Here is a 26,106-nt window from a genome sequence, read left to right as displayed (position 1 = left end):
ATTCTACATCCCCCTTCTTTGAAAATGAACGAGCTCAGGCTGCCCGGAATTCACATTTCTAATGAATGCGACATGGGCCCTTGTGACAAAGATTTGCGTCCGGAACGCGTAAATAACCGTATCACCGGTAACCATCCCGGCTTCTCGCCGCAGGCAGCCATAGTAATCGATGTTTTCCGGCGATACACTATCAACACTTGTTCGTTGGTTCACAATATCATTTTCATTGCTTCCAAATAAGGCGCCTTCCATGTTGGAACGGGCATAAAATCCTCCCGCAATCGTATAGGCATGTTTTTCATCCATATGCGAAATTTCAGAAACGTAGACAATGCTTGGGATTTCAGGCAAATCTTCGCGATACGCATGCAAAGGAGTTGTCCCAGTGATAGCATGTCCTGGCTCGCCATGGGTGACTCCCCATTCCTTCAGCATCGGGATGCTATGGCAGCTTGTGGCGCTAGGAGCGTTCACATGGCTCACCTTAACTCCCTTTCTTTCAAGAATTTCACGGGCAATCTTTATCGTTTCGATGTTTGAAGTAAACCTGAAATCATCTTTTTGTTCATTGATCTGCAGTACCGGGAAGCTCGTAATCCCGATCACACGGATCCCTTTTAGCTTGAGGAGTGTATCAAGACTTTCTTCAAGCTGTCCGTTCAAAAACCCGCCATACTGCCCGGGGTAGACCATATCATCCGGTTTGATCACACGGAGAATGACGTCTTGTGTCAACCCCAGTTTTTCCGCTGTGGCAGATAATTGCGCTGCCCGCTCAACTGAAAACAGGGTGACAACTTCCGGCTGCAGCTTTGTCACTACATCTTCCCATTGGGATTTGCCTGGCTGGACGATATGGCCGATATTCCCAATCTGGCAATTTTCCTTCTTTAGTTCAAATGCTTCATCAATATCGACAGCGACAGCTCGTTCAATCCCGTTTTCCTCGATTATCCGGCCAATGAATCCGCTTCTGCCGATTTGTTTTGTCATATAATACAAGTTGAGTCCGTGCTCTTTTGCTGATTTAGTGAGTTCTCTGACGTTATGCTCAAGAGAATCGAGATCGATCGCATAAGTATTGGCCGGGATGATACCCTGTTGATGGAGTTTGGTGGCCGCCCTGATCAATCCTTCATTACGCTTGAGAGTCATATTTAAAAACACCGCCAGGTCACCTCCTTGAGATTTCTTCCATTACCTGGTGTAATATTCGGATTACAGTGCTTGCAGATGATTTCATCGGATTCACACGGGCTCCATGCAGTTTTAAGTCAGGCCTGCTTTCCAAAAAGCTGCCTGATACCCGATATATCAATGGGACTAATTCGTAACGGGATTCCGCTCCGACCGGATAGGTCGCTGCCCCGAATTCGGAAGCCAGCTTAATTACTTCTTGTGCAATTGGCTGTTCAAACTCGACTATCACGTTTTTCGATTGTGAGTTTGTGATGTACGCTTCCTTTATGCCCTGGACTTCGCCATTATTCAAACGGTGGCACAGCTCCTGTACCTGCTCATTTTGGATCGCGATCATGACCGGGGCAAATGCGAGGCTGCGCAGCAGTTCATGTGCTTCAAACCCCTGGACCTGCCCGCCGCCGGAGTAATTCCGCCCGTGCAGCAGTTCGATCGTATCTTTCCGGCCAATAATTACGCCGATTCCCTCCGGGCCTAAAAGCTTAAAACCAGAGAAGGTTGAAAAATCTGCTCCCATCTGGCTGCCGATTTGTTTCATTTTCATCGCGCAATAATTGTCATCTACAACGACCGGCAAGTCCGGGCGTCTTTCTTCTACTAAAGAAATGATTTCTTTTAAATCGTAAGTATCGTCAGGCTGCTGCCGTGAATGCTGCACGTAGAACACCTTCGATACTTTATCATTTTCAAGTGTTTCGACAAGGGCATCATGGTCATTAAAGTCAACACGGTTTTGCTTTAACCCGAGCAGCCGGAACGTTTCCTTTGTGGTTGTATACATTGGCGCAGAATGCACGATACACTGCCCGCCAGCTTCAAGCAGCATGCTTAAAATGATCCGGATCGCTCCAGTTCCGCTCCCCCGCACCAAGGCACATGCCTCGGCGCCGAATGTCCTTGCCAGCACCTTTTCGACTCGGGCCGTCATTAATGGCCGGTGGTATTCCGGGTGGAGCCCGACGTCACCGATGTGAAAAAACTCGTTATTCTTAAATTCCTTCGTGACCTCATCCAACAACCTGAATTGCAGGTTTTTTGCTTCGTCCAGCGTCATATTTTTTAAAACAGACCGTTCATATTTTAGACTCATTTCCTGTCCTTCTTTCTAATTTCAGAATAGAGGGCGCCTACGGCCCCCTTTTACTGAACTAAAAGTAAATTGACATTAAAAGGCTAAGAATTTGCGTGGATTGTGAACCAGCATTTTTTCGATGATTTCATCGGTGACGCCATTTTGACTGAGAGCCGGGGTGAAATTTTCAAATAGGTGGTTATAACCATATCCCCCGGTCGCTTTTAAATGTGATTTTCTCGTGATGTCACAGGAAAGCATGATCTGGTCTTCATAACCGCGTTCGAGCAGGGCAAGCAGGTTATCCACCTTGTCGGAATCCTTACGGTAGCTGTTCTTGCCGATTGTGTCGAACTGGATATAGGCTCCGCTTTGCAGCAGCTCCAGCTGTTCTTCCATATCTTCATTTAAGTCCTGGTGCCCAAATGAAACACGGTTCATCTCGACATTATGTTTCTTGAAAAGTGCCAGCTGCCCTCGGCCCATTGTGCCAATTTCGCAATGGGTGCTGATAGGGGCGCCCGTCGTTTTATGGGCCATGATGGACGCTGTAAAAACTTTCTCTTCGGTTTCGGTAATTCCATTCAGGCTGCTGCCGATTTCAGCAATCAATCCAGCCTTGATTGTTGTGTCTTCCATTCCCGTTGTGATTTCACGAATCATGATGTCAGCAAGCTCTTCCGCAGATTTTTCAAATACAAACGACGGATAGACGGACTCCTTATAAAATCCGGTGGAGGCAACAATGACAAGATCATGTTTGTTTGCGATGTCAAGAAGCGCCTGGGCATCTCTTCCCATCCCGATGTTTGAAACCTCGATGATTGTATTGCAGCCTGAATTTTTAAGCTCCTCAATCTCCTTAGCCAGTGGTGGTGTGTTCTCCAGTTTTGAGTCCTGGTCCTGTTCCTTCCTGACCCCTGAAAGGTCAAAAACAAGATGCTCATGTATCATCGTTTTCTTAACAGTATTAGGGTCGACAAGCCCAGTTACGGCATGAATCTTCATTATGAAACATCTCCCAAAACGAAAGGCAGGCATAAAACCTGCCTTTCAGTGAATTTAGATTAAATGAAGGAAATACAGCAGGTTAAGGACAATACCAGTCAATATGATTGCTACCGGACCTGCGGCCAGCTTCATGATTGGACGTCCCAAGCCTTCATTTGCAGCATATAGCAGGATATAAATCGTTAATGATAACCCGATAGCCTCAGGCGCCATCTTCATAGCCGCAAAAGCACCGCCAATGAACAATGCCAGCTCAATCATGGAATTCATGGATGAGCGGATGTTATCGGATGATTCACGCAATGATGGAAAGCGCTGCAGGAAGCGTCCAATCCCGCGAAGGGCAGCTACTTCAAGGCAAATCCACAATGCACCGACGATACCGGCAACAACTGGGTTTGGCAATAAATATCCAATCGGGAAAACGAATGTTAAACCAACAACTCCGTATACCCCTGTAGCAAGGGCAGTTGTAACAATCAATGGGATAAAGCTGATACCCCGGATAAAGTCAGCAATCGCGGCACTTTGCAAGAGGTCCCGCTGCTCCTGGCCGGACGCATCCCATGCCTGTTGCAGGATCGGCCCTGAAACCTCTGAACCTGTCATCAGCCCAAGGTTGGCAGCCATCGCCAGAAGTGCGCCTATTCCCGCAAGGATTGGAAGTCCCTTGTAAATCCTTTTCGTACGAGCTTCAAAGATATTTTCTTCCTCTGAATCTACTGAAATATTCCCCTTGTTCTTAAGGTCTTTCGCAATCGCAAAGCTTACTAGAAGGATCATCCCGGCAAGCATCAGAACAGCGATCTGCATCGTAAAACCGCCGATGGTCGTGCCCAGGGAAAAATTATTGTTTGCCTGGGCTATTAAATCCTGTACTTGTCCATTCCCCCCGGCTTCTTTCAGTGCATTTATTTTAGCCGCAAAATCAGCGTCTTTTGGAAAGGTCACATCTGTTAATTTTCTTGCTTCCTCGACAGCTGAATTTGCTTTATCTGTGTAAATCCCGCCAATAAGAGGGAGCAGCTGGCGTATGACCAAGACGATAAGACCAGAAATAAGTGCTCTCACCCAGCCAAACTGATATAAAATTGCGATGATCGGGAATGCAGTAAAGGCGACAAGAACTGGGGTTGACAGTTCGCCCAGGGCGCCAAGCAAATCTATTGGCAAAGCGGTAAATGCCGCTTGTACACCAGTCAGGCCAAATAAGGCAACAAGCCCCCACGAACCACCAAGCGCTGCAGCAATCCACCATCGGGCGGCCATAACTCCTAAAATATCAGTCGGAAGGAAAAGCAGCCACGGGTTTAATAGTTTAAAAGATACCGCGAAGGAAATTCCGACAGACACGATAAAACCAATACTTAAACCAAAAGAAATCGAGGCAAGTTCAGTCCTCTTCATCCTGCCTTCAAGGTATTCTGGAAGGATGGGGCGGATTCCATCATGGAATACTGCTTTCCCCCAGTGTGCTGCCAATGCAGTAAGCGCAGTCAGCAAAACTATAATAACGATTTCAATTAACGAAGTGTTTTGAAAAATGTCCATTCTCTCCTCCTACTGAAGACCGTGTTTTTTTAGCAGGCTGCCGACAATAATTGGCACAGCCTGTTCAATGCTCTCTACAGCCATCCCGAACGCAATCTTGCCTTCGTTGACCAATTTCTCGATCGCCTCTGCATTTGTTTTTTGGCCATTTTTTGCAACAGTAGAGCAGTTTCCATACCCAAGTATTCCGATTGCAACCGAAAGTGCAGCACCGCCGCCGCTGTTGCAAGCTCCAAGATAATAGTCAGCGTCGCCAGCTTTTACTTTTTTAGCACCTTCAAAATCAGAAGTGACCGTGACCTGGACATGCTCTCCCCCTGCTGCTTTCACAGCTCTTTCAGTTACATCCTTTTTAAGTCCTCCAACAACTATTCGTAACATTATTCATTCCCCTTTCCAGTTAATAAGCCAAAATACAATGTGATAAACGCCGCTTCAGCATCAATATTCGCACCTTTTGGATTGTTAGCCTGCAAAAATTCCTTTGCGTTTTGGTAATACTCCGGGTTTTTTGCGATGACGGTTTCCAGCTCTTCCGAAATCTCTGAGACCGGATTGTTTTCGGAAATCCTTTGCAGTGCAACAGATAAATGGCTTGCAAACGAGCCCGCATTTTCCTCGGCAAGTTTTACATCAAGATAAGCCTCGACCTGATCTAACAGGACAGGCAAGCGGTCATAAATTTTGTCACTGATTTGGTTTGTATCATGCAGTAAGTCAAGTCTTTCTTTTAAGCTGGCATCCATGTTGTTGCCCCTTTCATTTTTGCACTGATGTATTTTCAGGTAAGCTTAGATTTTGACAGCTATTTATAATTACTCACTTCAAAACTGCTGGTGATATTTAAAGTAACCACCCCCTGAAAGGTTGTAATCAATATACAGTATTTTGTACTATGATTTAAAAAAATTAATACTTTGGAATAAGGTCGCCATTGACTACCCTTGTCTGTATATCTACTATTTCCCTGTCCGAAAGCAGGCTGATAATATAGGCCATCTTCCTGTTGTCCTTTTTAATGACACATACCGCCTCGTTCATTTGCTTTTCGTACTCGATTGCCAATGGAGACGTCAGCGGCTGGATATTATGGGCTTCAAAATCGATTTCGTCCACATTCCAAATCATCGCGTCAATCGTACCGGCTTTAAGATGCTGGAGCAAGTGCATATAGTTAAGCTCCAGATATTCGATTTTCATGCCGTTTGCTTCTGCCTGGGTCAGGATCTTCTGGTCTGTCGAAAAGCTGTCAATCCCGACTTTCATCCCATCCTGGAGCCTTTTCTTTTCTGTATCGGAGAATATGATCGCATGCTCTGAAACATAGGTTTTCCCGCCGAATTCAAGCGCAATGGTTAAATCTTCATTTTCATTCAATTCTTCCATGGCTGAAAACCTGGACATCAATGCGAAATCGTATCTGCCTTCCTTCACCCCTTCAAGCCGTGGCTTTGAGCCCCGCATAAAAGCTATATTGAGAGACAGCCCGAGAGATTCCAACTGTGCTGTAAACCCGGTCGCCAGCCCCTCGTACTTTTTGGAATATGGGAGAGGCATCACTCCTTGGATGCGGTTTGCCCCAGAATACGTTAAAAGGTTGGGCACACTTTTATATCTTAAAAAAGTGCCAAGATGCCCCCTCGGTTCCACCTTAATGCAATTTTCACCTTCCAGAATCTTCAGGGCTGTTTGAATCGTGCCACGCCCTACTTCATATTTCTCTGCAAAATCACTGACCTTTGGCAAACGTTCATTAACCTCCATAAAAAGCAGCTCTTCAGCAAGTTTTTGCAGAACAATGCCTTGTTTGGAATAAAAATTCTCCCACATATTTAATCACCATTCAATCAATATACAATTTATTGTACTTTACAGTTGCAGTTTAACACGAACAGAAACCGTTTACAACACTTTTATTATAGTTTCTTTTTTCAGCTGTTTTTTGTGTCTGACGTGCTTGGAAATGATGAAACAAGGAATGTACAATTAATTGTATTCTAATTGGTTATAGTGTACCATTTAATTAACCGCTTACAATATTTATTTTATTATTTTAATTATAACCGCAGGTTTCCCTGGTGCTTTTCTGTGCACAATTAGTTATTCGGAAGAGGAATTTCATCCACCAACTGGACTAATATAGGCGGCGTGTACAGTAAATTGTATACTGTGCACAGTGCCGTTTAAATCCTATTTTAGAAACTTAATAGAAAGGGTGATGTTCGATGTATCGAATTGTTTTTCTTGATATCGATGGCACGATTCTAAACTCAAGAGAAGAAATGGATGAAAAGCTTATCACTGCCATTAGAGAACTCCAGCAACGAGGGATATTAATCGGGCTTGCCACTGGACGTTCTTTCGACGCCTCCATTATATACGGCGAGAAATTTGGCTGCTCAATGTATGTTACCTATAATGGCGGTTACGTCATTCACAACAAAAAAGTCATCCACGATGCCAAAATACCTGCAGCACTGGCAAATGAACTTTGCCGCAAAACAGATCAACTGAATGGGACTTATATACATTTCGCTGATCGCCAATCAGTCTCCAATCACCCGCCCCAGGGCATCGAGTATCTACTCCCGAACGCAAAAAAAGCAGAAATTGATGTTACAAACTGTGATGCCCACCGTCTAGTCCTTTATCTCAATGCTGAGGACAGGGCAGCTCTTCAAACGGATATTAGCGGGGCTGCTGTCTTTGATGAGGGTGACCGTCTGGAAGTCTTTTCTACGAAGTCAAAATGGACAGGAATCCTTCCCTTGATCACTGAATTGGGTATCTCTCCGGAGGAGGTCGTCACAATCGGCAATGGCACCAATGATATCGGCATGCTGTCATCAGCAGGTCTGGGGATCGCGATGCGGAATTCACCTGACTGTGTAAAGGAAAGCTCGGATTGGGTGACTGAAGATAACGACAATCATGGGGTAGTTTTGGCATTAAATAAGGTATTTAATTTATACAATGATTTAGTCTCACGATAACGCAGCAGGCTGAATTTTCGTAAGAAAAATACCCAAGTGCACCTTCAACAAGTTACGCTTGTTTGGCATACGATACAACTTCTGGTTTTACCAGTGCAAAGGAAATCAAGATCTATGCGATCAAGCAATATCGGTGGCAGATGGCATGCTGCACTTCATTGTTATTTCGGGATCGACATGATCCCCATGGCGACCAGCATATTGACAATGATGCCGACAGCTATATGGACAATCGGTTCACAAAGCTATCTTGTAACAAATCATGCAGCCTTTGTGAAGACACGCTTATAATGGCGTGTTTGTCATCGTTATACTTTTGGCGAAGACTTTACATCCAAGCTTCTTATTAACCTTCTGGTGTATCAACTTCTAATGGTTCTACACAATATGTTGCATTTTTGTATCCTTATTTCAATACATTCACCTGCCTCCTTACCTCACCTACTATTTCTATCCTTATTATCAAAATATCAATCCCTATATTAAATAATGAAAATCCTGTCTTAAACGGTCAATTACTAGTCAGGATTATATTTTCTGGAATTTTTTATGCAGAAACAAAGATGAGTATTTTAGTGGTGCGGGCTTACTTAAAATAGAAATTTCGGTAATTGTGGTTAGCAACAAGAAGAGTAATACTTTAGCATTATTGGATAATACATTAAAACTAACTTGTATTCCCCTTGGATGTATTTACATGTTTCACCCCAGGAAGTACTCATTTTTTACCGAATACTTTAATCAAACAGAGCCTGTGTGTCTGTTCAATAACAGAAGGGGTGTAAGATATGAAGAGTAAAGGGAAGAGTTTAGTTTCAATGTTGGGATCGGTCCTTTTGGCCGGTTCACTTTTAGCGCCTTTAAATTCCCAGGCTTCGGGTCCTATTGCTGAAGACCATTTTTTATCCCATGAAACGACGGAAAAATTATATGATGCCCGGAACGTGCTTAGGAAAGTGATGCCTTCCGAAGCCCAAATTAAAGCTGCAGATGTTTTGATACAAACTGCCGGCAGCGGAGTAAAACTACAGTGGGATACAAACTCTGGTACCCCTTCTATCATTGTTAAAGATGGTGGATATTTATCCAGCCCTTCTGAAGGGGATGCTGGAACCATAGCCCGTCAATGGCTGAAAAAGAATGCAGCCCTTTATGGTTTAACTTCAGCTGAAATGGATGATTTGAAGGTAACCCGAAACTATAAGATGCCTGGCACCGGGCTGCAGCCTGTAACATTTCAGCAGACTTATAATGGTTTGGAATCTGTTTATGGCGGCCGTGTAATTGTTGCTGTAAATAAAGAAGGCAGGGTTTTAACGGTGACAGGTAACTTAAGCCGGTCCAAGCAGCTGGCGGGAGACTTTAAACTAACTTCCGCTGATGCCCTGCAAAAAGCCCTTTCCATTCACGTTCCTGCTGCCCAGTTAACATCCAAGCTTTTAAAAAAGGAAAACGGATGGGATGTATTTGATGGCGGTAAGGTGCTTCCGACAGTCCAGCGTGTAAAGAAAGCAGCTTTTATCGAAGAAAATGGTGTTCGTCCTGTATTCAGGGTCCTGCTGGTTAAAAAGTTGGATGAAGCATTCGAAGTGATCATTGATGGTGTATCTGGCGAAAGGCTTTATGAAAGATCATTGGTTGAACATCTAGAGCCGGCTGGCACAGTTTTTGAAAACTATCCAGGCGCACCGATGGGCGGTATACAGGTCAAAAAATCATTCAAGGGGGATCCTGGAGCTTCCCCGAATGGCTGGTTATTGCCTGCTAATGAACTGGGTGTGACGACTTTAGGGAATAATGCAAATACCTATGCCAACTGGAGCAATTTTTTAGCACCGGTTGACCAGATTATTAGGCCTGTGGCTCCCCTTGGACAATTTAACTATCCTTTTTTAAATTCATGGCAGAAAACGAACGGGCAGACAGTGCCTCCTTCTTATGCAGATGATGTCAATAGTGCCGCCACAAGTCTGTTTTATCATCATAATGTGTTCCATGATTATTACTACAATCTTGGATGGACTGAAAATGCGGGGAATCTTCAGGCATCAAATTATGGAAAGGGCGGGGCTGAGGGTGATCCTATATTGGGCTTGGTCCAGGCGGGTGCCGTATCCGGCGGGGATCCAACTTTTACAGGCCGGGATAATGCCTATATGCTGACTCTTCCAGACGGCCTTCCAGCCTGGAGCGGAATGTTCCTTTGGGAACCGATTAAAGGAGCATTTAACGGTGCCTATGCGGATGGGGACTATGATGCCGGGGTCATTTATCATGAATATTCCCATGCTTTGTCATCCCGCCTTGTTGCCGGCGGTGAATCTCTCGGAAGCCATCAGGCAGGTTCCATGGGGGAAGCTTGGGGCGACTGGTATGGCATGCATTATTTAGTCAAGAAAGGCCTGCAGGAGAAGCCGATTGTGGGTGCTTATGTCACAGATAACGCCGAACGGGGAATCCGCAGCTGGGCACTTGATGACAGCCCGTTAAACTATGGAGATGTGGGCTTTGATGTCGGCGGGCCAGAGGTGCACTCGGATGGGGAAATATGGGCAGCCATCCTATGGGATGTAAGAGAAGCACTCATAGAGCATTTAGGCAGAGAAAAGGGAGAACAGGTCATTGAACAGCTGGTCATAGATGCAATGCCTATTTCAGCTCCAAATCCATCGATGGTTGATATGAGAACAGCCATTATTACCGCTGATTTTGAAAGGTTTGGCGGTGAACACTCGGACATTCTATGGTCTTCCTTTGGAAAACGGGGCCTCGGTGCTGATGCTTTTTCAAACGGAGGAGATGACACAGATCCAATTCCGGCCTTTAACCATCCAAATAAGAAAAAGAATGGAAATTTAGCGGGTGTCCTTATAAATGCCGCTACGAACAAGCCCATAGAAAATGCGAGAATCATAGTCGGCAAATTTGAAGCCCGCACCAGTGCAGCTGTTACGACCGGTCAAAAAGGCCAATTTGCTCTTCCGATGGTAGAGGGAGCTTATGATATAACAATTCAAGCCAAAGGCTTTGGGTCCAGGACGCTAAAAAATGTAAGAGTGACAGCAGGCAAAAACAATGTTGCACGCTATATCCTTGAGCCTAATGCTGCTTCCTACTTTAATGGAGCCGCAGCTGCATCCACGAGTGAATCAGACAGCAGCCCGGTTAAAAATGCAATAGATGATACAGAAGCAAGTGTCTTTGCTACAGGTACGGAGGAAAGCGGATTTTCTGGAGCGGAAATAACAGTGGATTTGGCGGGAGATCAGCCGGTAACTGTTTCGCACCTGGAGGTCAGTGCGTTTAAGGATATTTCAAAAGGGAGATTCGCAACCATAAAAGATTTCACAGTTCAAACTTCACTCGATGGAGAGAGTTGGAAAACTGTTGCCGAGGACCAATTTACTGCCCAAAAACCACGGCCGGCTGCTCCAGATCTACATTACAAGGGATTGGACCTCGCCCAGCCGGTCCAGGCGAAATTTGTAAAGCTAATTGCCAAGACAGCACAGGATGACGCTGCACAATATGTGCAAATTGCTGAGCTTCAAGTATTTGCTTCCGGAAAATCGAAAATAGAGCCAGTCACATTAGAACCTGAATCTCCTTTTATAACTGAGGGAACTGTAAAAGCTGGTAATGCAGGTACTGGAGTGGGAAGCTTAGCTGGACTTCCGGCAACACTAGCAGTAACAGAAAACGAATTTGTCACAACAAAAAATCCAACGCCGGCTTCTCAGGGGGTTGACGGCTATGTGATTACACTTCCAGAGGCACATGGGGACGGAATCCATACTTTTACGCTGGAAGGTCAAGGGGATTCTGCATCTTACGATTACGATGTGTACTTCTATAATAAGGATTTCGAATTAATAGGCTCTGCAGCATCATCTGGAGCCAATGAATCCGGAGTTATTCCCGGAGGTACCAAGTATGTATATGCAGGCTTATACTCAGGAGCAAACGTACCATTTACGTTTACTTCTAACAGACCGTATTAATATGTAAGGAAAGCCTGGTATTTTGATACCAGGCTTTTCTTGTTTAATGAAAAGGAGAAAGTTACGCTAAAAAAAGCTCTCTGGTTAGGAAAGCCATAATTCAAGCTGGCCGCTGCCGCAAATGTTCTTCTTATTTTTTGGACAAAATACCAGACAAAGAGAAAAAGCAAGGATCTGTTTCTTGCTTTGGTTTAATGCTTCATTTAATAAGTGTTCTTCAAATTCAGGAATAATCGCATAAATATAACATTCTTGCTTGTAAAAGCAATCAATGATGCTAACAAACTCCTTTTGATCAATTTCTTCTTCGAATAATATTTCCTGTTTTTTCGGAAAAAAGAAACAAATGACTCTAAGTCCTCTTTGTTATGCTTTAAACTGAAACCTTTCCCAAAAGGCTTATCTTTATCTAAAAAGGCTTGAACTTCGCTTTCTCCTTTGGCCACGTCCAGGCCCACTACTGGATTCAATTATCATCTCCCCCATTGAATGTACTTGCCAGTAACTAACATAGCCAAAAAAACATAACAGGAAAAACAGCATGAGCATAACTAAACAGCTGCTTTATCCGCGATGCTAATTGTTCTTTATTGATATTGTAATATTAAGGCTTGCCATTCCGAAAATAACGAAAAAAACTCAGGTGCCAAAAACGCTGTATTTAATAAACAAGAAAGGGAACCGATAATATTTTCGAAAGGATTAATTTTCTCTGACATAAGCGCTGCCAATCTATACTAGGTTTTCTTCCGGCAGGCTCCATTTGTTAGCTTCATTATTAATTACCTGGTTGCAAAAAAAAGGATATATAGTAAAATAGTATGATAAAATATTAGTTTTTTCCAAAAGATCATATCTTCATTAGCCAGGTTATTAGGTCTTATGTAACAGACAAGGGTCACGGCCTTTTTACGGAAAAGAATAAGGCCGTGCTCCCTTATTTTCGAAGGGGTAATTCACTATTATGCTGAGAGACAGACTTTTCACTTTTGCATTATTTCTCACATCACTGGCCATTTCTATCCATACTCCCCACCTTTTTATTGAAATGAATGTGTATATCAAGGCCCTTGCCTTGTACTGGTTATTCTCTAATCTCTATTTTCATCTGCGGATTGTCAGTAAAAAGGGAAGCACTCCCATAGACTATGGGATAACGTACAGTCTATCGTTTGGCCTGTTTGCAGGTCCCTTTGGTTTATTCATTTTCGAGGTCCTTTACCGGCTCACTGTTTATTTTAATAAGAAACGCACAAAAACCGCTGATCCATCTGAATTTCTCGACACTGTATATAATATAGGATCCTTCACACTGAATCACTCGATTGCCTATTATTTATACATCCAGTTATCCCCCGTCTTTCATAACATTCCCTTTGGGTTCTGGATTATGATGATTCTGCTGGTAACAATCACTTCCCTGCTATCCGATCTCTATTTCATTATCAGCTTCTACTTCTTAGGGGAATTGAAGACACTGTCCGAAGCCATTGATTTTATTAAAACCAGAAGTATCCTGGACATAGGAAAGCTGTCATTCACCAATGGCCTGCTCCTGCTTTTCCTGCAAGAACAGAAGTGGGACATGCTGCTAAGCTTATTCATTCTCAATTATCTGGTCAGCCGGTCCTTTATCTCTAAGGCGCAAAGCATTCAGGATAAAAATGAACGGGATAAATTTGAACAGATGGCTTATACGGACTTCTTAACCGGAATATCCAATCGGGCATATATGGATAAGAAAATGAAGGAGCTGAACCAGATCGGAGAATGCATAGGAATCGTGGTTGCAGACATCGATCATTTCAAAAACATAAATGACCGGTTCAATCATGCAGTAGGCGACAAGGTAATTCAGCATTTCGCCTTATCCCTCAGCAATATTATAGGAACCGAAGACTATTTATTCAGGAGCGGCGGTGAAGAATTCACCCTCTTTCTCAGGGGTAAAGGCTTTGAAGATCATGTACAAGCATTGCATGAGTTATTAAGCACACTAGAAAAAAGCACAGTCGACGCAGAATTTAACAATGAGCAAATCCCCATTGCCTATACCGCCTCCTTCGGCCTTTATTATTTCAAGCTGGGAGGACAAATCTCTATGGAAAAGGGATATATATTCGCAGACCAGCTGCTCCTGCAGTCTAAAAAACTGGGACGTAATAGGGTTTCCGTAAAAAATGGCTTAGAACTTTAAAGGTCATACAGCCATCTGCCAGGCGGGCGGCTGAAAGTATGCCGTGCCTTAATCTATAATTGTGCTCTGTTATAGTTTAATATTAATATAAGATGAAAAAAGAACTTCCAATTTTCTAGGAAGTTCTTTTTTGTATAGTCTTTATCAGCTAAACCAGCTAATAGGAGTCATTTTTAGTACCTTGCAAATAAGCAATAATGCTTTGATCAACATTTGTTGTCCTATTACTAGTAATAAACAATTTAGGCACGTTAATTTCGGAAAGATTTCCACCGAAGGTCATATTAATATTCTGAAAGTCATTTGAATCTACAAACTCAATATCTTAAATCAACTTTCAACTTAATAAATTAACCTTAAATTTCCACAACAATTATAATAATAGCACGCTGTCCAGCTATGTAACATAGAGCATTTTGGTTAATTATCCCCTCTACCAAATGGTTACAAATCTACATTCACCTAAAGCAGAAAAAGAGGCCAATTCTTTTAAGAAGACATTTTTACAGTTTGTCTTTTTACTGGATTTGATTGACCCTTGATTTTTAATGATTTGTATTCTATTTTAATCTAATATCACACACTTGCTCACATTATCCACCCGAACCTTCGTAGTAACCTCCAGTGCTGCAGGAGGGGTTTAATCAATTGTAAAAACTGATGTTTTATTTCCTGCCGCATCCGGAACACAAGCCTATAATTGCACGCTTTCTTAACTACTGTATCACTTGCTAAAGATTTCCCGTTCAAAGTAACTTTACCTTCGTCGAATGTTATTTCTAAATCTTTTTTAATAAGCATTATTTATAATGCCACTCACTTTCGGCGCCTCTTTCATATGGTGTTGAATTATAAATGTGAGCAAGATGTGAGCAGCAAGATAAATGAACCATGGGAAAATAAATAAGCACACATCAAAAAAGGCTGAAACCGTTGATAAATCAATGGTTTCAGCCTTTTTCTAATAATGATCTGAGAGGGATTCGAACCCCCGACCCCATCCCTGTCAAGGATGTATTCTCCCGCTGAACTATCAGATCTTAATGTCATATATATTATTATAATTATAATAACGGAAAAGTCAATGCCTTTTAACTAAATAACCGGCTAAAATATTCGTTAAATTTTAGATCCGAACATGTTTTGAAATGATACGAACAAACATTCTCTTTTCGTTGGATAAAAAACATATGTTCGCATATAATGAAAGTATAAGTTAATTGTGTAAAAGGAAGTGAATTATATGAAACCATTGCTGTCGCGCTGCCTTAAAGAACAGCGGAGCCTGGAAATCATCTATATGGCAGAAGACCAGGGGCTGTCCCAGCGCAGGATCACTTTATTGGAAATGACGGAAACTCATATTAAGGCTTTTTGTTTTTTGAGAAATCAGAAGCGTACCTTTAAAATTGCAAATATCCTCTCAGCCATACCAGCCCGGAGCACCTATCATGCCGGCACAGGCTCTTAAGCAGCTATAATGCAGCCTGCTTTCGATTTACAGGGCCTGCTCCTGATAATATCTCGGATTTTGCCTTAAATTCCCCTGCCAAAGGCATTTCTCCAGCTTTTTATAACCCTTCCCTCCACTCTTACACAAAAGGGCCTTCAATTTTATCCCGGCTTCCTGCAGAAGATAAGAGCGCTCTCATTTCTGTTATGGTAATATAAAAATAACATTTCAAACATTTTAATAAGGAGGATTTTATGCCGGCACCTCAAGGAAAGATCAAAGAATACTCAATATACAGCAGTGCGCTTGATGAAGAATTGGAATTGCTGGTCTACTTCCCGGAATCCTTTTCTCCCCTGTACAAATACACACTTCTGATTGCCCAGGATGGACGGGATTATTTTCAGCTTGGGCGGATTGGCAGGGCAGCTGATGAGCTTCTATATAATAAGGAGATGCAGAATACAATCATTGTCGGCATTCCATATAAAAATGTTATGGACCGCAGGACCAAATATCATCCTGACGGTGAAAAACAGGCAGCCTACATTCGTTTTCTGGCATCAGAACTTGTCCCCTTCCTGGATCAGGAATTCCCTGTTTATAATATGGCCAGGGCCAGGGTGCTGATCGGTGATTCACTCGGGGCAACCGTATCACTGCAGGCAGCCCTCCAATATCCCCATACATTTGGAAGTGTGATTCTCCAATCCCCTTATGTCGACGGGAAAGTGCTTGCGGCTGTCGAGAAGTTTGCTGATCCATCCCTTATTGATATCTACCATGTTATCGGGAAGGGCGAGACCGAAGTCCCTGTGACCAGCGGCGGAAAGCAAAACTTTATTGATCCCAACAGGGAGCTGAACAAGCTGATTGAAAAGAAGGACTTCTCTTATTTCTATGAAGAATTTGAAGGGGAGCATACCTGGAAGTATTGGCAAAAGGATCTGAAGCGGGCCCTAGGGAAAGTACTGGCTCCTTAATATAAGTTCCTCATTCAAATTGGCTTATTATTCAAATAATTTGTTATAATACTATAACGATATCTTTTTATTATTGGGAGGTAGTTCTATGAAATACGGCGTTGCCATCTTTCCATCCAAGAAGCTCCAGGATTTAGTCAATTCATACCGTAAACGTTATGATTCCCATTATGCCCTGATACCACCGCATCTGACCCTGAAAAATGCCTTTACGGCTACAGATGACAGGATCAAGGAAATCGCAGACCGGCTGGAACTGCTTGCAAGCCAGTATAAGCCATTTACTATGAACGTGACAAAGGTAAGCTCCTTTCAGCCTGTCAATAACGTCATTTACTTAAAAGTCGAGCCCACTCCTGAACTGGAAGGCCTTCACAAGGCTATGCATGATAATTTCTTTGGTGATTCTCCTGAGTATAAATTTACACCGCATATTACCATCGGGCAGAATCTTTCTGAGGATGAACATTCAGATGTATTGAACCAGCTCAAGATGCTGAATATCACACACGAAGAGGTCATTGACCGCTTCCATCTGCTTTATCAGCTTGAAAACGGGTCCTGGACTGTTTATGAAACATTCCGCCTGCGAAAGGAATAGTAGGACGTGGATGTTAAAGTTGTAGAAACAGAAGATGAGCTCCAGGAGGCTTATGCCATCAGGAAGAAAGTTTTTGTCGAAGAGCAGAAGGTCCCTCTGGAGGAAGAAATTGATCAGCATGAAGCAGAAGCTGTCCACTTTCTTCTATATTATAAGGAATCACCGGCCGGGGCCGGCCGGTTCAGGGTTCTGGATGGAATCGGCAAGGCCGAGCGCATTTGTGTTCTTCATTCCGCCCGTAAAAGCGGGGCTGGCCGATTGCTTATGGAAGCCCTGGAGGCATATGCCGTAAACAAGGGCCTGAATAAGATGAAGCTGAATGCACAGATTCAAGCCATCCCCTTCTATGAACGGCTCGGATATACTGCCATTTCCGAGGAATTTTTGGATGCCGGCATACCTCATCGGACAATGACTAAGGATTTAATAAAATAAAAAAGCCGCACCATATGGTGTGGCTTTTTTATTTTAAATATAGGTTTGAAAAAACTGGCCTTTACCGGTTATTTCAGCTGCCTTTTGCAAGATCTCCATTGGAACAAAGTTTTTCTTACTGTGAGATAAGGAAAAAAGGGCTTTACTACTATCCGGTTTATCATTAAAATTATGTATGCTTCCCTCTTTTTCTGCTTCCTGTTTCCTGGCTAATTCTACCCGGAATATAGGGGTGGTGCCTTTTACATACCCATTCGTGTTCTCTAGTTCGCCAGCGGTTCTGGCAGCATATTGAACGGTCTGATAGTCTGTGATTGGAGTTAAATATGACAAAGCAGCATGCCCCTCCTTTTGAACAAATCTTTTTATTATACTATTCTCCCTTTACCCGTTTTTTCTGTCTGTAAAACATATTTTTTTCTAAAGTTTTGTTATTCTTTAGATTTGGCATATGTTTTGTTATGATGAACTTTGACTGTTTTAGTAAATGAGGTAGGACTTCATGAAAAAAGCGATGAAAAATGAAAGATTATTCAATTTAGATACGATAGACCCTTCCGAGCTGCAGGCTTTATATGATGATGGAACACGGGGCCAGCTTTCCTGTTTTGTCTGCAGAGATGCGGTCAAGCTATACTTGGGCATTGAAAACGAACCACATTTCTTTCATTCATCCAATAAGATGGACTGCAGGGAAGCAGGAGCACGGGTGGCAGAACCGGCTGCCGCTCTACACGACGGTTTTCGGCTACCCAGATCCCGCGGAATAACGGCTGGATCTGAACCGGCAGCGGCATGGAGACAGGCAGTCCGGGTAAAGACAAACCCTGTTTTCCGTTCTGCCCTTCAGACAGCAGCATCTTCAGAGGATCCCATTCAGCTTGATTTACAGCAAAAAGAGGCTGTGATGGCAGTCGATGGTCCGGTTCTGGTCCTCTCAGGAGCAGGCAGTGGAAAAACAAGGGTACTGACTGCACGAACGGCCTATATGATTGCAAGGCACGGCATAGACCCCGGGGGAATCATGCTCGTAACCTTCACTGCTAAAGCCTCCAGGGAAATGAAGGAAAGGCTGCTCTCATTCCCCGGGCTTTCACGCCGGGATGTAAATTCGCTCATCTGCGGCACCTTCCATAGTATCTTTTATCGGATCCTTATACACCACGAACCCGGCAAATGGACAAAAGAGGCTTTACTAAAATGGGAATGGGAAAAAGTGCAGATTGTGAAGGCCGCCGGAAGAGAACGTGACCTGGATGAAAAGCTGTTTGCCTACGATCAGGCTCTTCAGCAGATCGGCCTCTGGAAAAACTCCCTGCAGTTTCCAGACAGCATCAAGGCGGGGGATGATTGGGAGGAAAAGTGCTTATTCCTTTATCGAAAATATGAAGAATATAAAGTTAATCATCAGAAATATGATTTCGATGATATGCTTCTCGGCTGTTATCTCCTTTTAGATTCAAATCCGGAAATTCTTGAAAAATACCAGAAGCGTTTCACTCACTTTCTGATAGATGAGTTCCAGGATATTAATAAGGTCCAGTATGAATTAATCCGCCTGCTGGCCGGAAAATCGCAAAATATATGTGCAGTGGGCGATGATGATCAGAGCATCTATTCCTTCAGGGGGAGCGACCCTGCTTTCATCAGTGCTTTTGAACAGGATTTTGATGGAACCAAGGTTATTAAACTGACCAATAATTATCGCTCTGCCCATGAAATTGTGGGCACGGCAAACAGCATCATCCGGCTTAATTCCAACCGGCGTGAAAAATCAATGAATGCCCAGCATGATGACGGCCCTCCGCCCATGCTTTTCTTTCCCTATGATGAAGAACAGGAAGCGACCATGATTGTAACTGATCTGAAGGAAAAAATTGCAGCAGGACGGAACCCGGGGGAATTTGCCATCCTATACCGCACCCATTCCATGTCCCGGGCCATCTTTGAAAGGCTGAGCCAGAGCAGCCTGCCTTTTGCCATCGACCAGGATGCAGATTCGTTTTATGACAGGAAAACAGTCCGGAGCATGCTTTCCTACCTGAGGCTGAGTCTTAATCCAGAAAGCACAGATGCTATCACAGATCTAATGCCTTCCCTCTTCCTTAAACAAAACGTGCTCAGGCAGATAAAGGCGGATTCCATCTTAAACGACTGTTCCCTCCTGCAGGCTCTTTCTTATGTAAAGACCAGCTTTGCCTTTCAGGAGAAAAAGCTGAAGAAGCTGCCTCAGCAAATTGGTTCCCTGAAGGACCTCTCTCCCGTCCAGGCGCTTGAAGCTGTTGAGAAAGAGCTGGGTTTTCAGGATTTCATTAAAAAACGCGGAAATGAAGGCAATTTCATGGAAAGAGGTTCGGATGATGTCAGGGATTTAAAAGTGGCTGCACGCCGTTTTAGGACAATTGCAGAATTCCTTGATCATGCAGAACATATGAAGGGTATGAACTCTGAAGTAAAGAAGCTTTCCAAGCATTTCAGCCAGGCTATCCAGCTTACGACCATCCACAGGTCAAAGGGGCTTGAATATGGGACTGTCTATGTAATCGGCAATGTGGACGGCGGCCTGCCGCATGATTATGCCCTCGATTCCTATCGCAAGGGTGACACCGGTCCCCTGGAAGAGGAAAGAAGGCTGCTGTATGTGGCCGCTACAAGGGCAAGGAATGAACTGTACCTTTCCATCCCACATACACGCAGGGGAAGGGCCGCATCTCCTTCAAGATTCCTGCGCATGCTGAAGAAATAATCTAAAGGCTGTCCATTCCAAATAGATGACAGGCCCCTTTCCCCCGCTGAATATATCCTGGCTGCAGGCTGGATTCATCGGATAGGAAAGGAGCCTTTTTTGGCAGGATCCATTTTATTTTTTATTCAGCATGTTAGAGATCGTGTTAAAATCGAGGTTTTTTCCATCCTTGGTGATCGATTGCACAATTTTATCTTCCAGTTCAGATGAAATTGGTTTATTGGCAATTTTAGAAACGCGCTTTATGACGCCTCTCACAGTCTTTTCATCACTGAAATTTGCCCCTTGCAGAGAATTCGCCAATTCCAATACGTCCTTCATATTCACTCCGGTTTTCTTTTCAATATTCTTAAAGAAATTGTTATCCATTGTTACGCCCTCCTTCTCTGTACAGCTATTTTATGAGCGGAATCAGTGAAGGTGCTTTTCCCGGCAAATATAATGAAAGCAAAATTTCTTGTCCGCACCTTTTTCTGCACCCTTACATAAAATGTTCGTGAAACCATTTGAAAGGAGTCCTTTATCATGATTTTTAATGGCAAAAATTTTGCAAACCTCCCGAACATGGATGATTCAGTAAAGCCGCTTCGCATTTCACGCTTTTTAGATGACAATGAATCTTCCTCTTCCTCTTCCTCCTCATCAGGTGCGGAAGAAAAGGTAGCAGACGTACACGAGGAGCCGGAGTCCTCTGATAAATCTTCGGGCGGCGGCTCTATTTATGATGAATCCTCATCCTCTGATTGTGAGGAATCATCCCAGGAATCTGAAGAAGAGTCCAGCAGCAATGAAGAAAGCGAGTCCAGCAGCAATGAAGAAAGCGAGTCGTCTTCCATTGCCTGGTTCGATGAATCCTCCTCGGACAGCGGGGATGAATGAGAAGTGCTGCGGGCTAAATTCACACACAAAAAAACGGAATGAGCGCTCATTCCGTTTTTTTATTAACAATAAAAACTTGCGCCTACTATAATCAAAAGGATAAACAGCACAATAATCAACACGAATGTTGAATATCCTCCGCCACCGTATCCATAGCCGCCATAGCCGCAGCCTCCATAGCCGTATGACATGCCCATCACCTCACTTTGCTAAGCTCATATATAGACTATGAGATATAGCGCATGGATGTGTAGGCCGGCCGTATTTTTTAAGGCATCAGCCTTTCGGTTTAAATATTAATGCACCAATGAAGCCAAAAATGATGGCAGCTGATATACCGGCACTGGTTACTTCAAACATTCCGGTCACCACTCCTACAAGCCCATGTTTTTCAGCTTCCTGCATCGCTCCGTGCACGAGGGAATTCCCGAAGCTTGTAATGGGAATCGTAGCCCCCGCACCAGCAAAATCCATGAGCGGCTCGTATAAGCCGAGCCCATCCAGGACAGCCCCGGCCACTACCAGGGCACTCATTGTGTGGGCAGGTGTGAGCTTGGCCACATCAAAGAGAAGCTGGCCGATCACGCAGAAAGCCCCGCCTACAATGAAGGCCCAAAAAAACATTGCTAGCATGATATTCCTCCTCTTTTCGTCTTATATCATTTCAACCGCTACTGCATGGGCGATGCAGGGTATACTCTGTTTCTGCTGGACAGTCAGTGGGGAAAGGAGGGCTCCAGTGGCAACAACCAGCACCCGCTTGAATTCCCCCTCCTTCATCCGTCTCAAAATATGGCCATAAAATACGGATGCCGAGCATCCCGGTCCGCTCGCCCCGGAAAAAACCTCCTGGTCATCCTTGTAAATAAGCAGGCCGCAGTCCAGAAATTTTTCAGGATTCAGCTCTACACCGTTTTTCTGTAAAAGCATAAGGGCTGTTTTCCTCCCGATTTTCCCTAAATCACCTGTGATAATGAGATCATAATGATCCGGCCCGACATTTAGATCTGCCAGGTGCTTTAAGATCGTATCTGAAGCCGCAGGTGCCATGGCCCCTCCCATATTGAACGGATCGGAAAGTCCCATATCCACCACTTTGCCGATTGTGGCTGAAGTGATGCAGGGCTGGCCCCCCTCGTTATTATTCTTCCCAATAAGGGCTGCACCAGCTCCGGTTACTGTCCACTGGGCAGTGGGCGGTTTCTGTCCGCCGTATTCTGTTGGATAACGGAATTGTTTTTCAACAGCGGCATTATGGCTCGATGCACCGGTAATAATATATTCCGCACCGCTGTAATTCACAAGGAAAGCAGATATGGCCAGCCCCTCCATCGAGGTGGAACAGGCGCCGAATAAGCCGATATAAGGTATCCCGTTCGCAGAGGCGGCAAAGCTTGAAGGTGTAATCTGGTTGACCAGGTCGCCCGCCAGGAAGAACTGGATATCTTCCTTGGACAGCTGCTGCTTTTCGAGCGCCTTGCTCACTGCTTCCTCAAGCAAAAATTGATGTGCCTGTTCGTAGCTCTCTTTTCCCATCCATAGATCGTCATGAAGTAAATCGAAATCTTCAGCCAGGCGCCCATTTGCCTCGAACGGCCCCCCTGCCACACCTGTGGACAGGATGACTGGATGGTTAGAAAATGTCCAGGTATGTTTACCAGTAAGCAAGTCTTATCCCCCTATCATTCGTGCAAGAGTTTTAATTAAAGCCACCACAAAGGCGGAAAATACCCCGAATACAATAACCGAGCCTGCAAGCTTGAAGATATTTCCTCCAACCCCCAGAACCAGTCCTTCTGTACGATGTTCGATGGCAGCTGATATTACAGAATTTCCAAATCCTGTAACCGGGACGGCACTTCCTGCCCCGGCAAACTGCCCTAAATGATCGTACACGCCAAAGCCGGTAAGCAGCATAGCGATGAATATCATGGTCGCCACAGTTGGGTTTCCAGCAGTCTGTTCCGTGAAATTAAAAAAGTAAATATAAAAATAGGTGATGGCCTGCCCGATTACACAGATGATCCCGCCAACCAGGAACGCCTTCAAGCAATTCTTCAGAACCGGCCGTTTAGTTTCATTCTTTTTCTGAAGCTGCTGATACTTCTCCTGCTCCGGATTCAGCATTTTCTTTTTCGTCATGCCCTTACTCCTTTCTTTATGTGAGCTCTTCTTTCAATAATTTGATCTCCTTAAACCGCTTTTTAGCTGCTTTCATGTCATATGTTCCGTCTTCAATCTTCTCACCAAGTCTTACTATTTCAAGAAAAATCTTATAATCGCTTGAAACGGTGAATTTATAATCCGGGTATTTTTTCTCAAGTTTCTTTATTACTTCTTTCTCAATTTTTTTCATTCGGAATCTATGGCTGTGTTTTACTTTATAGCTGACCAGGATATCATCATCCGAGCGGGCGACCGCTGCATCATAATTACTGTTCACAGAGGCTGCATCCTTGCTGATCTGCTTTAATTCTTTCTTTGCCTGGACGCTTTCGGGAGAAATCATTACAGGAGGAGGTTCCACCCTGCTGATCAGCGCTGCCCTGCTCTTCGCCTCTCCATCCTCGGCTCCACAGCCGGCGAGCAAAAGAAGCGGCCATCCAGTGAGTAAAATCAACCGTATCATCCGCGGGAACTTGGTCATCCATTTCACTTCCTATGTAATAGTCCTTTTATATTCGGCTCTCTTATTGTTAGACAGAGATTGGATTTTTATAACTATTCTCCGGATGGGATTTATTGGGCATCTGTACAAAAAAAACTGCCTCCAGAAGAGACAGCTTTTTGTATTCATGCTTTTTTCTTTCCGCATCCACAGTCATTTTTTTTAATCTTAACCGGCTTTTGCTTTGCCAGGTATTTTTCAAGATGGGAATAGGTTGATTTCTTTTCCATTGAAAACTTCCCCTTTCTAAATTGTGCTTCCTTATATCATATGAAAAAGTTCAGTCTGCTCTTCATGTACTAGCCTAACAGCTTCAAATTAATTGTTTCAAGAAAGGAAGCTATGGCTGATATGGCAAGGATGAGAATGATGGGATTTCCTATCTCTGGATAAAAAAAGTGCAGGGCAAGTACAATTGCACTGCTCCATATTCCGGTACACCAGTAACAGCTCAAGAGCTCTCCAAAAAATTTCCGGATTCCAGCATTTTTAGGTATTATATACACTTCATCATTTCCCTGTTCATCCTTTTCTGTAATTTCATCAAAAAAGGGTGCCCTGATAAAGGAAGTGATTTTATCATATACGAGAAGCCTGGTTAAACGGAAGGCAGCCAAACCGAGTAAAAAAATCAGCAGGAAATTTACATTCATCAAGATCTGCATACCTCCTGACCGTTAAGAAATTAATAAAATTGGGCTAATGACTTATACCACCTTATCCATTCTTTCATAGTCTGTTAATGAAAATATTAACATTTTACCAAGGAGGAGAAACTATGAGTTGCGGTTCGAATTTTGAAACTTCAAATTGTGTATGTGATACCTTACTCGCGATTGTAGAAGCACAAGAAAAAGTAAGTCCCGATGCACCGGCATCCACTTGTACGACAAGCTGCAATAGATCGATCAGAGAATTACTTGGCGGTGTTCACCATCATAATGGCAGCCCCTTCAATACAATACCGGTTATACTGACATGCAAAAGCACATGCCTGCCATATCTTGGGTTCGGTTTCCGCAGGGAGCCGGAGTGCCACGGCTCTAACCAAAGCCATCTTGTCAGCTTTGAAACCATCGTTTTCAGGGTTGTTGATGTAGATGAAGAAACCTGCTGTGCAGTTCTTGAGCTTTTGACTACTGCCTGCTTGATTGAAGATAGAGACGAGTTAGCAGAAATTGACAGCCTGGTTGGAAAAATCCAATTAATTACAGCAGACATTGAAGAGCCTTTCCTTTCGACTGGAATCTGTATCACAACAGATCTCAGCTGCTTCTGCTCTGTCACCTGCCTTCCAGCCACAACTGTCATTGCTGCTGATCCAGTAACGACCCATGATGAATCTCACGATTGAAGATAAGAGGTTAAACCAGCCTGAGGATTGCCGCCTCAGGTTTTTTTTATGATAAGTACCGGTTTGGAGCTCTTTTGTTTTTCTTAATTTATATATATGGCTTGTTTCATAAACGGTATGGACAAATTATCTATTTGTATTAAAAAAAGTTGGAAAAGCTGTTTCACAGAAAAAAGAGGCTGCCTGACGAAGCGGTCCTTAATCGCAGGCGTGCGAGCCTCAGTTGTATTCTTCTTATATTTGTCAGGTATCGATGCCGCTGCCTCACCTGGATTATTCGAGGCTGTCTTAAAAGGTCAGAAAAGTGATATATTCAATTTCTTCCTTTGTGGCTGAAATCAGATTCGTCCCATAGGATGGCCGGATATAGATCGTATCGCCTTTCTTTTTTTCTATCTGCCCCCTGATAATCCTTCCGTTTACACTCATCTCGCATAGCGGTTTAGGAACAATACGGGGAATCCTGATTAAATACTCCAGCAGTTCATCACTTGACATGTCTGTAAACTTCTTTTGTATCTTCCTGCGGGGCTCCCTCCTGGATCCTGTCTCCTCCGGTGTTTCTGGACCGCTTGTGTGGACCACAGCAAACCCCTGGGCAGCTTCGTCACCCTCTTGTATGTGATCCTCCTCTTGATCATTCTCCCTGGCGATGCTGATCACGTTAATCTCGGTTATTTCATTAACTGGAGGGATTTCTTCCAGTTCCTGGACCTCATGGGACATTTCAGCGGCCGCTTTCTCCTCCCCGCCTTCCTCTACATCAATTAGAGGGACTCGTTCAGCTGAACTTTTCGGTTCAGGGAGATCCTCTATTTCTATCACCTCATCATGATGGGTCTTCTTCACTCTGATTTCTGATTGAACTGTCGTTTTAGGCGCAGCCAGTTTGGGCTGCACTATATACATGAAAGGCTTCTGCTCCCGGACATCCTTCTTCTCCGTCATGACCTTCCCCCCTG

General features: G+C 43.8%; 27 protein-coding genes, 1 tRNA gene and 1 pseudogene. 11 read left to right on the top strand and 18 right to left on the bottom strand.

Annotation, left to right across the window (positions count from 1 at the left end):
* Positions 1–3: 3 nt before the first annotated feature.
* From V1501_RS05700 to yhfZ, 7 genes are all read right to left on the bottom strand, one after another.
* Positions 4–1,167 (bottom strand): YhfX family PLP-dependent enzyme, encoded by a 1,164-nt coding sequence (locus V1501_RS05700; protein WP_409291864.1) that lies wholly within the window; start codon positions 1,165–1,167, stop codon positions 4–6.
* Between the two features lie 7 nt (positions 1,168–1,174).
* The gene (locus V1501_RS05695) at positions 1,175–2,290 is read right to left on the bottom strand and encodes an aminotransferase class V-fold PLP-dependent enzyme (RefSeq protein WP_409291863.1); all 1,116 of its coding nucleotides are present in this window, start codon (positions 2,288–2,290) and stop codon (positions 1,175–1,177) included.
* Between the two features lie 75 nt (positions 2,291–2,365).
* Entirely contained in the window at positions 2,366–3,280 is a 915-nt protein-coding gene (locus tag V1501_RS05690; protein WP_409291862.1) for a phosphotriesterase, read from the bottom strand.
* Between the two features lie 54 nt (positions 3,281–3,334).
* Entirely contained in the window at positions 3,335–4,834 is a 1,500-nt protein-coding gene (locus V1501_RS05685; RefSeq protein WP_409291861.1) for a YhfT family protein, read from the bottom strand.
* 9 nt (positions 4,835–4,843) lie between these two features.
* The gene (locus tag V1501_RS05680; protein ID WP_409291860.1) at positions 4,844–5,215 is read right to left on the bottom strand and encodes a DUF2620 family protein; all 372 of its coding nucleotides are present in this window, start codon (positions 5,213–5,215) and stop codon (positions 4,844–4,846) included.
* Positions 5,215–5,580, bottom strand: coding sequence for a PRD domain-containing protein (locus tag V1501_RS05675; RefSeq protein WP_409291859.1), 366 nt, complete (start codon positions 5,578–5,580; stop codon positions 5,215–5,217). Before V1501_RS05675 ends, V1501_RS05680 begins: the two co-directional genes overlap by 1 nt.
* Before the next feature lie 163 nt (positions 5,581–5,743).
* Complete coding sequence (yhfZ, locus tag V1501_RS05670) at positions 5,744–6,664, bottom strand: GntR family transcriptional regulator YhfZ (RefSeq protein ID WP_409291858.1); 921 nt, start codon at positions 6,662–6,664, stop codon at positions 5,744–5,746.
* 395 nt (positions 6,665–7,059) lie between these two features.
* On the opposite strand from yhfZ, the gene V1501_RS05665 reads away from it, so the two are divergent.
* From V1501_RS05665 to V1501_RS05655, 3 genes are all read left to right on the top strand, one after another.
* Positions 7,060–7,827 carry an HAD family hydrolase gene (locus V1501_RS05665; protein ID WP_409291857.1) on the top strand — a complete coding sequence of 256 codons (768 nt, stop codon included), beginning with the start codon at positions 7,060–7,062 and terminating at the stop codon, positions 7,825–7,827.
* A gap of 114 nt (positions 7,828–7,941) precedes the next feature.
* The gene (locus V1501_RS05660; protein ID WP_409291856.1) at positions 7,942–8,118 is read left to right on the top strand and encodes a hypothetical protein; all 177 of its coding nucleotides are present in this window, start codon (positions 7,942–7,944) and stop codon (positions 8,116–8,118) included.
* 497 nt (positions 8,119–8,615) lie between these two features.
* Positions 8,616–11,828 carry a M36 family metallopeptidase gene (locus tag V1501_RS05655; protein WP_409291855.1) on the top strand — a complete coding sequence of 1,071 codons (3,213 nt, stop codon included), beginning with the start codon at positions 8,616–8,618 and terminating at the stop codon, positions 11,826–11,828.
* A 335-nt stretch (positions 11,829–12,163) separates the two neighbouring features.
* Here the strand turns inward: V1501_RS05655 and V1501_RS05650 are convergent.
* Positions 12,164–12,298, bottom strand: a pseudogene (locus tag V1501_RS05650) (IS110 family transposase); the annotation flags it as partial.
* A gap of 494 nt (positions 12,299–12,792) precedes the next feature.
* Between V1501_RS05650 and V1501_RS05645 the strand changes: the two are divergent.
* Positions 12,793–14,025, top strand: a complete 1,233-nt coding sequence (locus V1501_RS05645) for a GGDEF domain-containing protein (RefSeq protein ID WP_409291854.1) — start codon at positions 12,793–12,795, stop codon at positions 14,023–14,025.
* Between the two features lie 968 nt (positions 14,026–14,993).
* Here the strand turns inward: V1501_RS05645 and V1501_RS05640 are convergent.
* Positions 14,994–15,065, bottom strand: a tRNA-Val gene (locus V1501_RS05640).
* 203 nt (positions 15,066–15,268) lie between these two features.
* On the opposite strand from V1501_RS05640, the gene V1501_RS05635 reads away from it, so the two are divergent.
* The 4 genes from V1501_RS05635 (at position 15,269) to V1501_RS05620 (ending at position 17,497) form a co-directional block, all read left to right on the top strand.
* Entirely contained in the window at positions 15,269–15,496 is a 228-nt protein-coding gene (locus V1501_RS05635; RefSeq protein WP_409291853.1) for a hypothetical protein, read from the top strand.
* A 236-nt stretch (positions 15,497–15,732) separates the two neighbouring features.
* Positions 15,733–16,461 carry an alpha/beta hydrolase gene (locus tag V1501_RS05630; RefSeq protein ID WP_409291852.1) on the top strand — a complete coding sequence of 243 codons (729 nt, stop codon included), beginning with the start codon at positions 15,733–15,735 and terminating at the stop codon, positions 16,459–16,461.
* Positions 16,462–16,549: 88 nt separating this feature from the next.
* Positions 16,550–17,062: a YjcG family protein gene (locus tag V1501_RS05625; protein WP_409291851.1), complete on the top strand. Its 513-nt coding sequence runs from the start codon at positions 16,550–16,552 to the stop codon at positions 17,060–17,062.
* Positions 17,063–17,068: 6 nt separating this feature from the next.
* Entirely contained in the window at positions 17,069–17,497 is a 429-nt protein-coding gene (locus V1501_RS05620; protein ID WP_409291850.1) for a GNAT family N-acetyltransferase, read from the top strand.
* 33 nt (positions 17,498–17,530) lie between these two features.
* Here the strand turns inward: V1501_RS05620 and V1501_RS05615 are convergent, their stop codons facing one another.
* Positions 17,531–17,830, bottom strand: a complete 300-nt coding sequence (locus V1501_RS05615; RefSeq protein ID WP_409291849.1) for a hypothetical protein — start codon at positions 17,828–17,830, stop codon at positions 17,531–17,533.
* A 169-nt stretch (positions 17,831–17,999) separates the two neighbouring features.
* Here V1501_RS05615 and V1501_RS05610 point away from each other — a divergent pair, with 169 nt between their 5' ends.
* Positions 18,000–20,243, top strand: coding sequence for an ATP-dependent helicase (locus V1501_RS05610; RefSeq protein ID WP_409291848.1), 2,244 nt, complete (start codon positions 18,000–18,002; stop codon positions 20,241–20,243).
* 114 nt (positions 20,244–20,357) lie between these two features.
* Here the strand turns inward: V1501_RS05610 and V1501_RS05605 are convergent, their stop codons facing one another.
* On the bottom strand, positions 20,358–20,612 hold the full coding sequence (locus tag V1501_RS05605) for a stage VI sporulation protein F (protein ID WP_409291847.1): 255 nt from the start codon (positions 20,610–20,612) through the stop codon (positions 20,358–20,360).
* Between the two features lie 156 nt (positions 20,613–20,768).
* Here V1501_RS05605 and V1501_RS05600 point away from each other — a divergent pair, with 156 nt between their 5' ends.
* Positions 20,769–21,122, top strand: a complete 354-nt coding sequence (locus V1501_RS05600; protein WP_409291846.1) for a hypothetical protein — start codon at positions 20,769–20,771, stop codon at positions 21,120–21,122.
* Positions 21,123–21,184: 62 nt separating this feature from the next.
* On the opposite strand, the gene V1501_RS05595 is transcribed toward V1501_RS05600, so the two are convergent.
* The 6 genes from V1501_RS05595 to V1501_RS05570 form a co-directional block, all read right to left on the bottom strand.
* Complete coding sequence (locus V1501_RS05595) at positions 21,185–21,313, bottom strand: YjcZ family sporulation protein (RefSeq protein ID WP_409291845.1); 129 nt, start codon at positions 21,311–21,313, stop codon at positions 21,185–21,187.
* An 85-nt stretch (positions 21,314–21,398) separates the two neighbouring features.
* A complete protein-coding gene (spoVAE, locus tag V1501_RS05590) occupies positions 21,399–21,755 on the bottom strand; it encodes a stage V sporulation protein AE (RefSeq protein ID WP_409291844.1) in 357 nt (118 codons plus the stop codon).
* 21 nt (positions 21,756–21,776) lie between these two features.
* Entirely contained in the window at positions 21,777–22,790 is a 1,014-nt protein-coding gene (spoVAD, locus tag V1501_RS05585; RefSeq protein ID WP_409291843.1) for a stage V sporulation protein AD, read from the bottom strand.
* A gap of 3 nt (positions 22,791–22,793) precedes the next feature.
* The gene (gene spoVAC, locus V1501_RS05580) at positions 22,794–23,264 is read right to left on the bottom strand and encodes a stage V sporulation protein AC (protein ID WP_409291842.1); all 471 of its coding nucleotides are present in this window, start codon (positions 23,262–23,264) and stop codon (positions 22,794–22,796) included.
* 16 nt (positions 23,265–23,280) lie between these two features.
* Positions 23,281–23,769 carry a sporulation protein gene (locus V1501_RS05575; protein WP_409291841.1) on the bottom strand — a complete coding sequence of 163 codons (489 nt, stop codon included), beginning with the start codon at positions 23,767–23,769 and terminating at the stop codon, positions 23,281–23,283.
* A 320-nt stretch (positions 23,770–24,089) separates the two neighbouring features.
* A complete protein-coding gene (locus V1501_RS05570) occupies positions 24,090–24,443 on the bottom strand; it encodes a DUF1360 domain-containing protein (protein ID WP_409293260.1) in 354 nt (117 codons plus the stop codon).
* A gap of 125 nt (positions 24,444–24,568) precedes the next feature.
* On the opposite strand from V1501_RS05570, the gene V1501_RS05565 reads away from it, so the two are divergent.
* A complete protein-coding gene (locus tag V1501_RS05565; protein ID WP_409291840.1) occupies positions 24,569–25,144 on the top strand; it encodes a CotY/CotZ family spore coat protein in 576 nt (191 codons plus the stop codon).
* Positions 25,145–25,432: 288 nt separating this feature from the next.
* Here the strand turns inward: V1501_RS05565 and V1501_RS05560 are convergent, their stop codons facing one another.
* The gene (locus V1501_RS05560; protein ID WP_409291839.1) at positions 25,433–26,092 is read right to left on the bottom strand and encodes a CotO family spore coat protein; all 660 of its coding nucleotides are present in this window, start codon (positions 26,090–26,092) and stop codon (positions 25,433–25,435) included.
* Positions 26,093–26,106: the final 14 nt, after the last annotated feature.

The sequence above is a fragment of the Paraperibacillus esterisolvens genome, assembly GCF_046237625.1.
GTDB lineage: Bacteria > Bacillota > Bacilli > Bacillales > DSM-1321 > Paraperibacillus > Paraperibacillus esterisolvens.
This window is presented reverse-complemented; position numbering and strand designations above follow the sequence as displayed.